The sequence below is a fragment of the Candidatus Proelusimicrobium volucris genome (assembly GCF_959605025.1).
Classification (GTDB): Bacteria; Elusimicrobiota; Elusimicrobia; order Elusimicrobiales; family Elusimicrobiaceae; genus Proelusimicrobium; species Proelusimicrobium volucris.
Genome location: NZ_CAUHCY010000008.1, coordinates 14,433 through 30,169 on the forward strand (window position 1 = coordinate 14,433; position 15,737 = coordinate 30,169).

The following is a 15,737-nucleotide window of genomic DNA, read 5'->3' on the forward strand; positions in this document are numbered from 1 at the left end:
TATATAAATAACTTCACATTATGATTATATCAATTTAGAGGTGTTTGTAAAGCCTTTTTTTACTTGTCGCTCATTCTTTTAAGCCTGAGCAAGGCTTGTTCATCATGCGCGTCATAGGCTAAAATGCCTTCCAAAACTTCTTTGGCCTTCTCTTTCTCGCCCGCCTTCAAATAAGCCGAAGACAACGCAAACGAAATCGGTTTTTGATGTTTATTCGCCAGATAATGTGGCATTAAAATATCTGCCGCTTCCTTATACTTGCCGCCGTTGTATTTTACTTCCGCCAACAATAATCCGGCATTGGCGTCCTGCGGATATTTGGCGTAAAATTTCTCCGCTTCCTTTTCCAAAGCGGAATTATATTTCTCCGCTTTTATTCTGCCCCTGACCTTTTTGAACAAATCGGCTTTCTTTACCAAATCTTCGTTCGGGAATCCTTCCGCGCCGCATTTCTTTACAATATCATAATAGTCCGGATTAAAAATATCTTCCGCCAAAAATTCCGTCCCTTTAATGCAAGCCTTATCATATTCCCCGCTTTCAAAAGAAGCCAGCAAATAAGCCAGCTTTATATCCGTATCATACGGGAACATCTTTGAAAGGTTTTCCGCCGTTTCGGCGTTATCCGCCGTACGCAATTTGGGCAGCGCCGCCACAAATTTGGACCACGCCTGCGCCGCAGCCAAATTGTTGGGATAGAGTTCCAAAGCCTCTTTCAAATATTGAGCCGCGCCGATATTGTCGCCCAAGCCGCTCTTGACGCCCGCCGCCCTAAGATAAAACTCATAATAACCGGGATACTTCTTTATCCCGCGCAAGGCGTATTCCAGTGCTTCCTGATATTTCCGTTCTTCTATCAAGGCGTTTACCACGCTGAACGCCGCGTCCGCCCTTATGGCGGCATTGGCGTCCGCCTCTTTCAAAAAGACTTCGGCCTGAGCGTATTCCCCTTTCGCAAACGCCTTATAGCCTTTTAGAGCCGTTATCTCCGCCTTAAAATATCCAACCTGCCAAGCCCCGAACAATACCGCAATCATTATGCCAGAAAACAATATGCTCCAGGCGCATACGCCCCCTATTTTTTTTGTCTTTTCCGCGCGACGAAGATTGTTAAGCATTCCAAATACGAACCAAAAAGCAAACGCCGTTATCACCGCCCTGAAAGTTATGTTTAAAGTATTGTCCAAAATAAAAGCCGCAAGACCCGCGCCGAGGCATAGATAAGCAAGGCGCAAATCTTCGTTTTTCTCCGCGCGCACAGCCTTCCAAAGGCCCCAAAAAACCGCCACCAATAAACAGATAAACGAGATAAATCCCAAAAGCCCGCTTTCCGCCAAAACCTGCACAAATTGATTGTGCGCCTCGTTGGCCTGCGTTTTTAATTGCCCGAGCGCCGGATTTTTGAACATAAGCCCGCCTTGACATAACCCGTAATTTGTCTGAAAAGACGTCAAGCCCTTGCCGAGCAAGGGAGATTCTTTAAACATCTCAAGCCCACAAGCCCACATCATCAGCCTTTGATGATAAGCCGCATTAAGTTTATCCGCGGGCGCGCCAAGCCCGAAGGCGGAAGCGTCATTTAAATCGTTAAGTTCGGCCATTCTTTGCGACGCCGCGGGCGAATACTTATCGCCACCCTGCCCCGAAGGCCATAAAAAGAATACCGCGAAACAAACCGCTATTATCGCCGCGGCGCGCATTTTGTTTTTTAACAGCAAAGCCCTGAAATCCTTAAACAATAAAAGCAATGCGCCCGCACCCGCTACGCCGAGCCAGGAAGAGCGGGTCATACTTATAGCCAGATACGCGCAAATTATCACAAGTATCGCGAAAAAGGTAAACTTCTCCCCGCCGCTCTTTGCCTTCATAAATCTTAAAAATACCATCGGCAGAAATATTACAAGATACGAGGAAAGAAAGTTCGGGTTGCCGAACGTCGATACCGCGCGCGAGCCAAATTCGTAATTGATGTTTATCTGCCAGATCATCTCCAAACCAGCGTTTTGAAGTATACCGTAAAGGCCGCATATCGCGCAGACCGCCGTAAAAACGTCAAGCAGGGCAAAAGGAGTGACTTTGTCCAAACGCTTTAAACACACATAGCCCGCCCAAAACCACATAAAGGCCGCATATATCCAGAAAAATATTCCCGAAAACAAATTGAACAAAAACCACGCAAAACACCATAAAAGCAAATTGAAATAAAATTCGCCGCGGAATTTTTCCCACTTCCAAGAGCCGATGTATTTGGCCAAAAACCACCCGCCGACAAAAGAAAACACGAACACGTCGCCCTTCTGCGAAAAATCGCCTATCAAAGCCAAGAACTTGCCGCCCGAAGCCAAATTGTAAAACAGGGAAGCCAAACTAATCGCGGCAAATAAAAGCATAAACAAATCCGCAACGCCGTAGGCAAGCTTTAATTCCCGCTTTATAAATACCTCGGCAGACCAGCAAATCAAAAATCCGCTCATCAGCAAAGACAAGAGCAGATCCTGCGCGATATACGGATTTTTGGTCAAATCGGTAAAAAAGACGAGCGGCGCCATAAAGACCATACCCGCCAAGAAAAGCTTCCGCGCGGTACCTGAAATGTTTAATATTCTATCTTTCATATTCCCCCCGCCGCTTTTATCCCCCTAAGATGATTTTGCGCTACGGCGTCGTTTCTGTGTTTGGCGATATACAGAGGATTGGAGACTTCCTCGGGGCCCTCGATATATAGACTTACCCAATTCGCCGCGCGCCGGTAATCATTATGCTCCAAAGCGATGTTGGCAAGCTGATAATAGGCATTATCGTAAGTGGGATCCAGCAGTAAAGACTTCTTTAAAGATTTTTCCGAAAGTTTATAATAATGCTCCGCTTTATCATTGTTGCCTTTTTGCACTTCGTACTTGGCCATATCGTGGTACAAAGCTCCCAAATTGTAGTGTATCATCGTATCGTTGGGAATTAAGGACAAAGACCTCTTATACGCCCGCAAAGCCCTTTCGTAATCGTTATACAAACCGTTTTCCGGATCACCCGCGTAGGGGAGATTTTTCTTCTCCCTGCTTCCCAAATTCTGGAACACTATCCCGCTGAATTGATTTAAACCCACCGCAAACGGATTTAACTTTATCGCCTTGTTGTAATATAACGGCGCAGATGCATTCTTGCGTGCGGCCAAGCCCGCGCCGGCCGCAGTATAAAAATCCGCCCTCAAAGGAAAGAAGCTTATATATATCAGCCCCAAAGCCGCGGCATATATAGCCAATACGCTTATGCGCTTGCTTTCAAAGGCCGTACTCAAAAACAACCACGCCGTATATAACGAACCCGAAATAAAAAACAGCCAGTAAATAATAAAATATCTTATCTTGCCTTGCAAAGCCGGGGAGCTCATCTCATAAAAATCCCTAAACAATAAACACAAAATAATCGCAGCACATACGGCAAAAAGGAGATAACACCATTTAAAAAGTTTGCCGGCGCCCGCAGGTGCTTCCTCGGGCAAAGGGCGCTTTATTTCCAAAGGTCCAAAATTTAAAGCGAACAATATCCCGCAAAACAAAGCCAAAAAATACGCCGTAGACACAAAGTAGATACTCACGTCCACCATATTGTGTATGTATATCACCCCTGCCGCACCCAAGCACGAAAGCAATATCAAACCTTCCCTGCGGGTTTTGGGGGAGTTGGCAAGTTCCTTAAGTTTCCGCCAAGATCCTTCCAGCTGCCAAAAAAGCACCAAAAGGAAAAGCCCTAACCCCAAAAGGCCAAGCTCCGTACTTTGTTCCAAAGGATAATTTTCGGCATGCTGCGTTTCGCCGTTATGGATCCCCTCCATATAAAATATCTCTGGCCGCTTATAGGCGGTGTAAATAAACTGAAAGGAACCCTTTCCCATACCGAATACTGGGTTTTCTTCCGTCATCTCCAAAGCCGAACGCCAAGTGGAAAGCCTGAAATTTACCGATTGCATTCTCTTGGCGGTGAATACCCCCACAGCCAATACCGCCGCCAACAACACCGCCGAAAGAAGAAGATTATACTTCAGCCTATGGCTTTTGTATTTCTCGGAAAAGAAATTCAAATAAATCGCCCCGAATAAAAATACGCCCGATGCCAAAGCAAGCCACGCGCCTTTGCTTAAAGTAAATATTATATTAACCACAAGCAAAGCCATAAGAACGGCAAGGCTCATCTTCCGGCTATAAAGGAAACGGCCAAGCGCTATAAAAAAACAAAATAAACAAAAATCCGCCAAGAAGTTGGGGTTCGCTATGGTGGAAAAGATTCTCTTGCCAAAAAAATCCGTCCATTTCAGTACGTCTATCCCCGGTAAAACATATATATTTAATATCTGTACCGCCCCGTAGACGGATACCGCCCATGCGGCGATTAAAACATATCCAAAAAACTCCTCCGCCCGCTTAAAATTAAAATTAAATGCCGCTATCAAAAATAAAATCCCGCACATGGCAAACATCAATAAGGCGGGAGTCCGCGCCGTCATATACGGGTGAAAGAAAAAGGAAATAAACACATATCCGAAGTATAAAAGAAAAGGAAACAACAAAGTAAAATTGCGCACGGTAAATATATTAGCGCGAACTTTTATCAGCGAGGCAATCCAAAAACTCGCCGCGCTTATCGCCGCAATATGGAAAAGTGTTATTTTGATTTGAGCGCTGTCCTGCGTGAAAAGAAATAAAGACACCGCTATAAAGATGCCGGCCAAACCCAGCCAACGCGTTATAAACTCGGGATAAACGCTTTCTTCTTTGTCTTCTGCTTTTAAAAGCGGTTTCTTCTTGGCCATAATCAAGACAAAAAAATAAGCCGAGAATGGGGATCGAACCCACGACCTACCGCTTACGAAGCGGTTGCTCTACCAGCTGAGCTATCTCGGCGATATATTAGATTCTATCAATTTTGAAATATTATTTCCACTTTATTTATTAAATTATATTCCAAAATACAGACGCCCGGGGCTATTCCCCCGACGTAAAATATTCTTAAGAAGGAAATTCGCGCCGCGCGTTTTACGCTTGTCGTTCTATTTTACGGAAACGATTTCCACATCAAAATGCAAATCTTTGCCCGCCAAAGGATGATTGAAATCCAATTCCACTTCCTTATCCGTCACCGAGCGCACCACCGCCCTAAAACTGTGTTCGCCGTTGCTTGCGCCCACCACATCGCCGACTTTAAGATTGTCAATGCCTTGTATCGCGTCGCGCGGAACCTTCCTTTTGGCGTCGGGGTTAACTTCCCCATACGCTTCTTTAGCGGCTATATCAACAGATTTTTTGTCGCCCGCTTTCAAGCCCGCAAGCGCCTTCTCCAAGCCTACTATTATATGTCCAGCCCCTTGAATATACTCCAACGGCTCCCGCCCTTGAGAGCTGTCCGTTACTTTGCCGTCTACTGTCAGAGTGTAATGAATGGCTACCTTAGATCCTTCCTTTATCATAGTTTCTCCTGTCGGGCGCCTGCCCTTAAAATATAAGTTTATTCTACTATATTTGCCGCACCTAATTTACATATATTATTATTCAAATATCGTCATAGGTAAAATAATCTTTTTTTCACACACCAAAGAATAAAGCCCTCCGTAAGAGGGCTTTATCTTTATTTATTAGACTACTGATCAAAAACAAATGCTATTTAATCAACAGTTTCAAAATCAACCACCAAGAATTCTTTGCCGCAGTATGTGTTGGAAGTATTGGTGTTTTCAACATTATCGCCCATGCAGGCAACTTCCCTATACTGCGAGAATGTAGAGTTCTCCGGCCTTACCGTATAATCAGAACCCGCAGGACATGTATATATGGTGTACATTACCCTCTTATAAGAGTCTTTACACTCCAGTCCGGAGCCCATTTCCCATCCGCTAAAAGCGCAGTCCGCACCGAACTGAGTATCGGTCACATAGCGGCAAGAACGCGCAGTCCCGGAACAACCGCCTTGGTTGCCGCAAAGGGATATACAGCTGTCCTTATCGCTGGAAGAGCATATCGGAATAGAATTATAAGCGTCCTCGCCGTCGGCATATGTTTGCATATTGCATTTAAGGGCTTCGTCATCGGCATCAAGGCCGTATACACATTTCCGATAGAAAGATTTTACATCCGAAATATAGGGTTTTGTGTCGACATTGGTTACCCGGTATCTTACCTGCCTTATGTCAATACAGTTTTTACTGGAGGTCAAACTGTCGCTGCAGGTAAACTCCGCGGTATTATCATTGTCACAGTTGTTGCTGACCGACGGGCATGACCCGCTAGCACACGTCACCCACGGGCCATAATAATGGCCTTTACTGTCAGTGCCGCATTTATTGGAAGGGGTCGACTGCAATATCAAGTTCCCAAAAGAGGTTCCCCTCACCGAAGGGAAAGTGAAACTCCTGCCGGTTGTGGAATTGTATACCCTTAGCATAGCAGTCCTTAGTGTCGTTATTTGTATAGGGCCGTTTATTGTCAACGGGCCCGTAATAAGATTGCTGGCGTATAAAGTAGGTATCGTTATATTAGAAAAGTTTAAATCAAAAAATGTCGCCTGCGGAATAGTGCCGGAACTAAAAAGAGTTGCCACAATATTGCTGTACGTTTGGTTCGGGGCACTTAGAAACAAATCCCTTTCTATATTCAAGTTCCCGCCAAAAGATATATCGTTGGCTTGCAAATAGGTTTCCTGTATAGGACGGTATATCGGCAAAGAATGACCGGTAGGGGTTATGTCGTTTTTGCTGACGGCCCCTATAATCAAATCGCCTACGGTAGCATCACCAAATACCGAAAATGTGCTGAACATACCGTATGGACTGGATAATGCGGTTGTTATTTCGTATTCCGCCGCTTTGGCGCCCGCACATAGAAACATACATAGCGATAACAGAAGAAATTTCTTCATATTCAATCCCTCTTAAAATAAATTACATCTATATTTTTCCCCTTTTAGATATAATACATGCCTCAGAGTTTACTGTCAAGCTAAGAATGAAACAAATACCCTTGCAAGAACGGCTTTAAAGACGGCACGTTATTCACGCTTTCGCTGGCAAGCAAAAAGCCTTTAACCGTACCTTTGCCGTCCTTTATCTCAACCACGTGCCACATAAGATTTACTTTGCTGCCGTCGGCTATATTTATATCAAACAGGAAATCAAACGCCCCGCCTTTGGACGTTTTATACGCACTCTTAAAATCGCCTTCCGCTTTTAAACTGTCATAAGCGAATTTGACGAAAATATTCTGATCTTCCGCTTCCACAATATCATATATGCCGCAAATATTGCGCATCACACCGTTTAAATTCTTTATTCTGAAATTTTCGTCTATTATAGCGGCAGGTACGTCCAAACTCGAAGCCAAACGCCTCAGCGCGCCTAAGCTGTTATCCACCGCTTTCTGGTTTTGGCGTATTTCCAAAGCCATGCTCATAAGCCCGCCGACAAAGCTGATAAAACTCTTATCTTCGTCGGTCAGCGGCATGGTGTTCTTCTTTACGCTTACAAAGGCTATCGCGCCTTCCACCTTGCCCGCTATATACAGCGGAGCGGCTATCATTGAGTTTATGCCCCGCTTTACATGCAGGCATCTGGTGCATTTTAGAATGGAAGTGTCGCGGCAGGCGTAGATTTTCCCGTCTTGAACGTCGCGGAAACATTCCTCCACCACGGTTTCTATCCCTTTCTTTATATCGTAAGGGTTATCCGTGGCATAGTTTATCAATATCTTGTCGCGGTTGCGCCCGCTGAAGTGCATTATCAAACCCACTTCCGCGCCGAATATCTGCTTGCCGTACTCAAGTACGTCTTTCATATTCTCCACAAAGCTGCGCTGTTTGCGGGAGGAGAAATCGTAAAGATGATGGATTTTGTTCTCCAAGCCTTTGCGCCTGTCGACATTTTCCACAAGCATTACAACGCTGTCCTCCCCTTCTAAACGAGATATGGAAGCCTCGTAAAATTTAGGTTCCCCGCCGCTCTGCATCGAAAAGCTAGTCTGTACGGGTACGCCCGTTTTATACGCCTGCTTTATATTTTCCAAAAGCAAATCGCCTTCTTCTTTGCTTAAGAACTCCTGTATCGGATGGCCCAAATAGTCCGAGGGGAATACCGCTATGTCATAGCCCGCTTCCGCCGTTTGATATTCCTGTATTATTCCCTTAGAGTCTAATTTAATATACAGGCCGGGCAAAATATTCTTTACGCCTTTAAGCTCTTTAAGTTTGTAATCCAGTTCAGAGGCAAGCTGGCGTTCCTTGCTGGCATCACGTATAACTATAACGGCTTTTTCGCTGTCGCCGCTCCTGAAAGAACTTATCCTAACCACCGCCGCTTTTTGGCGGCCTTTTATGTTAAGCATAGCCTCAAACGATACCAATTTGTCCCGTTTTAGCAAATCCGCCTTCGAGGCCAAGTAGCTCTCCACCTTCTTTGCTTCCTTCCTTTCCTTATCAACGAGCAAATCAAATAAACTTAACTTCATAAGTTCGTCCATGGAATACCCCGTAAACAAGCAGGCCGCGTCGTTGACTTTCGTAAAAGAGGACAGATTCTTATCCTCTATATCGCATTCCAGCAGAGCGCCGTCGACTATCTGCGTTAACGCCTGGGCATATTGGCTTCTTTCGTCCAATACGTCAAGAAGCTGCTTCTTGGCGCTTATATTCCTAAACGAAATTATAAAATTATTATTTTTCGCCAAAACCGCATTAGCTTCCACCTCTACGCCGGAATTCTGCCCTTTCTTTATCTTATAGTCTCTGCTTTTTACGCTGCCGTGGCTGTAAAGTTCAGCTATATCCAGCTCTATGGCGGCCTTGTCGCGCGGCGTAAACAGCGATGCCAAAGATTTGGAATATAAATTGACAAAATTTATACCGAACAGCTGCTCCGCCCTTTTATTGCATTTTAGGATAAGCCCTTCCCTTGAGCAAAGCAATACCGCTTCTTGGTAGCTTAACATATCATCCGCGGCTATGGTGCTTTCTTCGGGGGTTATCTCCTTTGAGTTTTTATCCGCGGTCAGCTGCAAAATATAATCGCACACCGTTTTGCCGCCGTTTAAAGTCCTTTCATTTACGGGCGTCATGCTTACTTTTAAAGACATTAGGCCGTTCTTATTCAAACCGCTGAGAGTTTTTCTTAATCTGTCGAAATTTATCTTGCCGTCAAATACGCACGGCTCCATGGCGGCCATAGCGCGCCGCGCTTTCAGCGGAAGGCCAGGTTTTATAAATATACTGCCGTATAAGGCTTTGTCTTCCTTGGTGAAGCCCAAAATATCCCGCGCCGCGCGGTTCATTTCGTAAATGTAGCCGTTATGCTGCAAAATTATAAGAGGAATGCTCGTCCCCTCAAAAACGCTGCGGAATCTGTCATCTTTAGCTTTGGCCTTATTCTCCATACTGCGCTCCTTGGTTATATTCCTTAAAAACATTATCACTATCTTCTTGCCCAAATATTTGGATATCGCCGCGGAAACTTCAAACTCAAAGACCTCGTCTTTGTTTTTGTTGTCCATCTTGACGAAAGCGTAATCGCTGGCCGCGGTGCCCGCAAACACCTTATCGTAAAATTCGCGTGCGACATCCTCGCTGCCGGCGGAAGCCAACTCGTAAAAGTTCTTTCCTTTTATTTCGTTTTCTTCATAACCAAGCGAATTAAGCAAAGTCTTGTTCGCGAAAGATATTTTACCCTGCTCTATTATCAGTATTCCCTCTTTGCAGTTCTCCACCAAAAGCGAATATTTACTGCGCGATTCGTATACTTGCCGCTCCATCTTGCTCTTGGCTGTTATGTCTTCCGATACGCCCAAAAGGCAATTTGGCGTTCCGTCCGCAAAGAAAAGCGGCGTCTTTACCGTATGCATTATTTTTATTTCCCCGTCTTGCGTGGAAATAAGCTCCTGCGGGATATCAAGCTCTCTTTTAGAGTCAAACACCTTCTGATCCTGCATGCGGATAAATTCTTCCTGTTCGGGATTTATCTTATCGTTATGCGTAGTTTTGCCGATGACTTCCTCAGCTTTCTTCCCGAAGACCTCCCCGCATTTGTTGTTCCACAATATATATTCGCCGGTATATTTCTTGGCGTAAAGCGCCACGGGCAAATTATTTATTATGTCCTGCAAAAAGTTTTTGTAGTGCAGAACTTCGCGTTCACGCTCGTATGCGGAGGTTATATCCTCCCCTATGGTAACCACGAGGAAAGGCTTCCCGCTATTATCCGATATCGGAGATTTTACCGCGCGGATAACCCTCTTGCTTCCGTCCGCGCCTTTATATTCTTCTTCCTGGAGATAAAGCGCTTTTCCGTTCTTTAACACGCTTAAATCTCTTTTCTTATAGAAATCTTTTTGTTCTTCCGTGGCGGCATCGGAAGGCTCTCCGCCCGCGCCGTATATTTCCATAGTTTTTTTGTTGCGGAATATTATGTCGCCGCTCGCGTCGCGGGCGTATATCACCATCGGAGCTTCGTTAAATATTGCCTGAAGGATATTATTCGTTTTGCTGCCCTCACGCTCCTGTATATATTTCTCGGTTATATCCTGCGCTATGGTAAGTACGCAAGCGGGAAAAGCGGAACTTTCCGGTATAGGCACTTTGATAAAATCCAAAAACATCTTCCCGCCGCTCTTGGAGATATATTCTTGAGCGGGAGAAATAATCACTTTTCCATCTTTAATAATCTCTTTCTCCATGGCAAGGCAGTTCTTCGTGCGTTCTTTACTCTCGTGAAGCACTCCGCGTTCGCCCTCCACGGTAAAATTATCTGCGAAAATCTCCGCCGTTTTCTTGTTCCAAAACGAAATATTACCTTTATCGTCCCTAGTATAGAAAGCCAAAGGCGCATAATCCAATATCGTGCGAAGCAAGTTTTTGGTCAGAACTACTTTTTCCTCCTGTTGTTTTTGGGCGGTAATATCCTCAAGAACGCTTAAGACGAGCTTCCTTCCGGCTGATTCATCACAAAGAGGTATTTTGTTTACAGAATAGAATTTAACTTCCCCGCTTTTGTCTTTGAAACTAAATTCCCGCCCTTCCAAGGCGCGGTTGTTCTTAAGAGTTTCTTTATCCAATGCGCAGTCGTCTTTAAAAATCTGTTTTGGCATCTGTTTTGGAGTTTCCTCAAATCCGCAGTTTGCGCCCAAAAGCGCTTTTGCGGAATTATTGGCGGTAATCAGGGTGCCGTTAGCGTCGCGCACGAAAGAAGCGAAAGGTAAGGCGGAAAAGAGCGTTTCAAGGTAGTTCCTGGAACGTAAAATTTCCGTTTCCACATTCCGCAAATTGTAGGCTTTATCGTCTATTTCGCTTATATTCAAAGAGGCATATTTTTCCTTCTTGCCAGCTCCCAAATAAGAGATATCGATTTTGGCGTTGAAATTCTTCCCGTTAAAAGAAAGCGCGGAGGCGAAAACGGCGCTGTCTTCAAAGCAGAATGTATCATCGGATTGACGTTCAAAAATTTTATATTCGTTTTTGGCTATAATATCCTCAATGCTTTCAGGGAGTAAGGCGGTGCCCAACAACTCTATAAAAGCATTGTTCGCATACACAATTTTATTGGCTTTTGTTATAACGGCATACGGCTGATTTAGTTTGGAAAATATTTTTACAGCCTCTTTTAACACAGTATCCGCAGCGAGAGCGGCTTTCTCTTTTTTATTTGTAGCAGATATAATGTTTTTTACCGTTTTAAGAAAATTGTTTCCTTTATCTGTTTTAGCCATAACAATGCCTCCATGCGGCGTTTTGCACAACGCCATAATGATACGATATTAAAAACTTAGACATTATGCAAGAAAATATAATATTAAGGGCAATAAAAACGCACGGATGTCTTTTCCACGGCTTTCCCCTCTACGTAAAAACCCCGCCGAGCAATCGGCGGGGCGGTTAGTTTAGAGAGGCGAACCTCTTTAAAACTTAAGTGCGCTTGCTCTGTATTCGGATTTAACGTCTGTTTCAAAATCTTCCAAAGACATATCGCACTCACAATCATGATAGAGCCTTTTTGAATCTCTATACAAACATTCGTAAGAGCAATCTCCTGTACTTCCCACTCCGTATACGGCAGAAGCGCTTGAGTATGAATCAAGTAAGGCCCCTACCGAAGAGGCTGTGCCGGAACACATTTCCAAACCGTCGTGTTTGGTCTTATAGTCTTTCCGCTGGCAAGTCCAGTAAGGCCACATTTTGCAACCGTCTGAAGTTTTGCTTAACGGCGAAGTGCAAGAATAACTGTTTACCTTAACATACCAAGATGAATTTTTACAATACGGGGCGGAAACTTTTAAAGTAGCGAAATAATTTATTTTGCCGCTTGTCGTATACCATCCATAAGAGGAATAGTTAAGATAAGCCGTAGTTTTTCTCGGCTTGCTAGTATTCAAGCAACAACTTCCGTCGCTGCCTTCGGTATAGCCGCTTTTGCATTTGCTCATTTTATCCGCGCAGGCTTCCGAATATGAGGCTATATCAGATCCTTCGGCGCAATCCTCATCGCTCATTTCTCCGTTGGGGCAGCAATATTTAACGCAGGTGTCACAGCCGTCGGGCGAATATATAGCGTTTCCGTCGCTTAAAGTTTTGCCGCCGTAAGAACAGGAGGAAAAAGCTAAACTTGCAAACGAAAAAGGCAAGAAAAACAAAATAGCAATTATTAGATATTGAGCAACTTTCCTTTTTTTCATAAAAACTCCTCTTTTCCAACATTATTCATCAAACTGTTGAGTTTGGCGCATTATCGCCGAAAAACTGGCATTAAAACATAGCGACGATAAAGACAAAAGAAATTTATCAAAAAAAAAAAACAGTCAAGCGTTTTTTGATTTTACGGTTACGCCTCGACGTACGACTTTACCGTTCACCATCTGGATTCTGTATCCATAAAATAAAAAAGGCCGCTTAACAAGCGGCCTGCCGGTGAGGAGGATATTATGAAGTTTCAGGAGTATATTCTATGCGGTTGTGTGAGGAGTGGCGGAAGCGCACCGGCCAAAATTTTTACTGTCTCTACGCTTATTTGTTTATCTTATTTATGCTTACGATCCATTCCCTTTCCTTTCTTAGATATTTATTTTTTACTTTTTCCGGTATTCTCAGTTTTGAGCTATCACAGTAAAAGCCTTTTACCTGATATTTGCCTATACGGAAATCCGGAACTCCGTAGAAATATTTTTTGAGGGCTTTATCCAAGACGGCGAACTCCTTTGCCATAGGGGCCAAAGTTTCCCAACGCTGCAAAAGCTCCAACATCACTTTATACAGCCCCGCTCCGCTGCCGGAAAGATTAACCTCATTGCGTCCAATATCCAAAATATCTTTCATACAACCTCCGCCTTAAAAAACGCCCGCGGAGTGCCGCTTTTTTTGCGGCAATCCTTTTTTGGGATTTGTGGGAGAGCCGTCTCGCCTCGGGGTCAGAAAACCCCGCTGCTTTTATCCGCGGGCGCAAGCCTATGGCTTTGTAGTTTGATGCGGTTTTTACCGTATCAAATCTGATACAATCGTATCAAATATTTTTAACTTTGTCAATTTTTCAGACGGTAAATAGGCGTTGACTTTTTTAAAATATTTGCTACAATTTTATAAAAGGAGTCAAAAAATGAATTTGGGGCAAAAAATAGAACAGCTGCTTAAAATGACGGCTATGACCAAGGTGGAACTTTCCAAAAAATTGGGGTTAAAAGATTCCAGTGTAGTGTCGCATTGGGTAAAGAATCGCTTTAAACCCGACCGCGACAATATGATAAAACTCTCCCACGTGTTTGACAAGCCCGTTTCCTATTTTACCGATGACGCCATATCCTATTCCGTAGCGGAAAAGAGCGAGGAACCTTACGATAAAAAAATTTATGAACTCCTTTCCAATATGCCTTCCAGCCGCCCGATAGGCGTTTTAAACGAGATAAAGGAAGAATATTTTAATATTTCCTACTATTCTCAGCCGGAAGAATATTTGCCCGTAATGCTGGAGGCAAAAGGCCAAACCCCGTTTGCTTTGAAAGTAACCGATACGGCGGCATGCCCGTGGGCCAATAAAGGAGAATATTTGATTTTCTGTCCTTCGGCGCAAATTGCTAACGGCAAGCTGGCACTGGTAAAAACGGAAAAAGGTTTAAGCGTAAAGAAGGTATCTTTTTCCGCCTCCAAGGCGGTGCTGGAAGACGCACGAAAGAATATTGAGCGCAGAGCCCGCGCCGAAGTGGAAGTCGTAGCGCAGCTGCTGGCTTTTTACAGAAAACCGTAATTATCCGCATTTTGCCGAGCCTTTGCCTTGGCGCCTTTATAATTGTAAAATATAATCATAATACTTCCCACTGGAGATAATATTATTATGATTATATTGTGTTTAAACTGCGGAAGCTCTTCCGTAAAATACAGTCTTTTTGATCACGCTAACAAAAGAAATATAGCCGTAGGGCTTATAGAACGCGTCGGCTACGAGAATGCCGCCATCACGCAGGAAGCCCCGGGAAAAGATAAATTTGAACTTACCTTCAACTGTCCCGATTTTAAAACAGCCATAGAAAAGGTGCTCAACACCTTAACCGACAAAGAACACGGCGTAATTAAGGATATGAAGCAAATCAGCGCCGTAGGCCATAGAGTGGTGCACGGCGGTCCTTTGGAAAAATCCATGCTTATCACGCCGGAAATCATCAACCTTTTAAAGAGTATTTCCGATTTGGCTCCGCTGCACAATCCCGCGAATGTACTTGGTATGGAAGCTGCCATAGCGGTAATGCCCGACATCAAACACGTAGTCGTGGCCGATACAGCCTGGCATATGACTATGCCCGCCAGCTCCTATATGTACGCTCTGCCCTACAAATGGTACGAGAAGTATAAAATAAGAAGATATGGCGCGCACGGGACATCTTTCCTCTACAATGCAAAGAGGGCGGCCGTTTTGTTGGGCAAAAACCCCTTTGACTGCAACTTGATAATATGCCATATCGGCAACGGCGCGAGCATGAACGCCGTAAAGAACGGCGTATCTTTTGACACCAGCATGGGCTTGACCCCTCTTGAAGGCCTTATAATGGGCACGAGAAGCGGCGATTTTGACGCGTCGATAGCGTTCCAGATGATGGAGCGGGAAAACATTTCCCCCAAAGATATGTACACCATAATAAATAAGAAATCGGGCGTACTGGGCATTACGGAAAAATATCAGGACAGACGCGACATAGAAATCGCGGCGGAAAAAGGCGATGAGCGCTGCAAACTGGCTATCGATATGGAAACTTACCGCATAAAGAAATACATCGGCGCATATGCCGCGGCTTTGGGCAGAGTTGACGCCATAGTATTTACGGCGGGCGTAGGCGAGCGCGCGCCGATATACAGGGAAAAGGCTTTGACTGGTTTGGAATATATGGGCGTACACCACGACCATGAGCGCGATTTCGCCGCTTTGACGAAAAACGCCGAGAGTTTAATTTCCACCCCCGACAGCCCGGTAAAGGTATTCGTGATACCTACCGATGAGGAAATCGTATATGCCGAAGACGTAGCGGCTATATGTGAAGGCAGATACGACATACATACAAACTTCAAATATTCCTTTGAGGATCCATCATACAGGAACAGCTTAAGGGACGAATCTTTAAAGAAAGAGCTTAAAAAGAAACCTTTCTTAAGGAAATGTATAATAAACACTCCCAAAGAAATCCTTGAAGCGTAAATTATGCATATATTTAACCCCCGGCTTAAAAAACCGGGGGATT

9 protein-coding genes and 1 tRNA gene are annotated in these 15,737 nt (G+C 44.4%); 2 read left to right on the plus strand and 8 right to left on the minus strand.

All coding sequences use genetic code 11. The features are described 5' to 3' along the window. Positions 1 to 59: 59 nt before the first annotated feature. From ACQY3M_RS06900 to ACQY3M_RS06935, 8 genes are all read right to left on the minus strand, one after another. Positions 60 to 2,615, minus strand: a complete 2,556-nt coding sequence (locus ACQY3M_RS06900) for an O-antigen ligase family protein (RefSeq protein WP_428067026.1) — start codon at positions 2,613 to 2,615, stop codon at positions 60 to 62. Further along, positions 2,612 to 4,807 (minus strand): O-antigen ligase family protein, encoded by a 2,196-nt coding sequence (locus tag ACQY3M_RS06905; RefSeq protein WP_428067028.1) that lies wholly within the window; start codon positions 4,805 to 4,807, stop codon positions 2,612 to 2,614. Before ACQY3M_RS06905 ends, ACQY3M_RS06900 begins: the two co-directional genes overlap by 4 nt. 18 nt (positions 4,808 to 4,825) lie before the next feature. Further along, positions 4,826 to 4,898 (minus strand) — tRNA-Thr (locus tag ACQY3M_RS06910). Between the two features lie 146 nt (positions 4,899 to 5,044). Continuing rightward, positions 5,045 to 5,461: an FKBP-type peptidyl-prolyl cis-trans isomerase gene (locus ACQY3M_RS06915; protein ID WP_428067029.1), complete on the minus strand. Its 417-nt coding sequence runs from the start codon at positions 5,459 to 5,461 to the stop codon at positions 5,045 to 5,047. 194 nt (positions 5,462 to 5,655) lie between these two features. Continuing rightward, entirely contained in the window at positions 5,656 to 6,906 is a 1,251-nt protein-coding gene (locus tag ACQY3M_RS06920) for a hypothetical protein (protein WP_428067031.1), read from the minus strand. An 80-nt stretch (positions 6,907 to 6,986) separates the two neighbouring features. Then, a complete protein-coding gene (locus ACQY3M_RS06925) occupies positions 6,987 to 11,732 on the minus strand; it encodes a PAS domain S-box protein (RefSeq protein ID WP_428067032.1) in 4,746 nt (1,581 codons plus the stop codon). A 189-nt stretch (positions 11,733 to 11,921) separates the two neighbouring features. Continuing rightward, on the minus strand, positions 11,922 to 12,695 hold the full coding sequence (locus ACQY3M_RS06930; RefSeq protein ID WP_428067034.1) for a hypothetical protein: 774 nt from the start codon (positions 12,693 to 12,695) through the stop codon (positions 11,922 to 11,924). A gap of 328 nt (positions 12,696 to 13,023) precedes the next feature. Then, entirely contained in the window at positions 13,024 to 13,332 is a 309-nt protein-coding gene (locus ACQY3M_RS06935) for a hypothetical protein (protein WP_428067036.1), read from the minus strand. 277 nt (positions 13,333 to 13,609) lie between these two features. On the opposite strand from ACQY3M_RS06935, the gene ACQY3M_RS06940 reads away from it, so the two are divergent. Beyond that, positions 13,610 to 14,254, plus strand: coding sequence for a helix-turn-helix domain-containing protein (locus ACQY3M_RS06940; RefSeq protein ID WP_428067038.1), 645 nt, complete (start codon positions 13,610 to 13,612; stop codon positions 14,252 to 14,254). A gap of 87 nt (positions 14,255 to 14,341) precedes the next feature. Next, complete coding sequence (locus ACQY3M_RS06945) at positions 14,342 to 15,694, plus strand: acetate kinase (protein ID WP_428067039.1); 1,353 nt, start codon at positions 14,342 to 14,344, stop codon at positions 15,692 to 15,694. Positions 15,695 to 15,737 lie beyond the last annotated feature (43 nt).

Bases quoted from the DNA above. Each gene is read 5' to 3' on its own strand.
- ACQY3M_RS06900 (WP_428067026.1), bottom strand. From the start codon at position 2,615: ATGAAAGATAGAATATTAAACATTTCAGGTACCGCGCGGAAGCTTTTC.
- ACQY3M_RS06905 (WP_428067028.1), bottom strand. From the start codon at position 4,807: ATGGCCAAGAAGAAACCGCTTTTAAAAGCAGAAGACAAAGAAGAAAGC.
- ACQY3M_RS06915 (WP_428067029.1), bottom strand. From the start codon at position 5,461: ATGATAAAGGAAGGATCTAAGGTAGCCATTCATTACACTCTGACAGTA.
- ACQY3M_RS06920 (WP_428067031.1), bottom strand. From the start codon at position 6,906: ATGAAGAAATTTCTTCTGTTATCGCTATGTATGTTTCTATGTGCGGGC.
- ACQY3M_RS06925 (WP_428067032.1), bottom strand. From the start codon at position 11,732: ATGGCTAAAACAGATAAAGGAAACAATTTTCTTAAAACGGTAAAAAAC.
- ACQY3M_RS06930 (WP_428067034.1), bottom strand. From the start codon at position 12,695: ATGAAAAAAAGGAAAGTTGCTCAATATCTAATAATTGCTATTTTGTTT.
- ACQY3M_RS06935 (WP_428067036.1), bottom strand. From the start codon at position 13,332: ATGAAAGATATTTTGGATATTGGACGCAATGAGGTTAATCTTTCCGGC.
- ACQY3M_RS06940 (WP_428067038.1), top strand. From the start codon at position 13,610: ATGAATTTGGGGCAAAAAATAGAACAGCTGCTTAAAATGACGGCTATG.
- ACQY3M_RS06945 (WP_428067039.1), top strand. From the start codon at position 14,342: ATGATTATATTGTGTTTAAACTGCGGAAGCTCTTCCGTAAAATACAGT.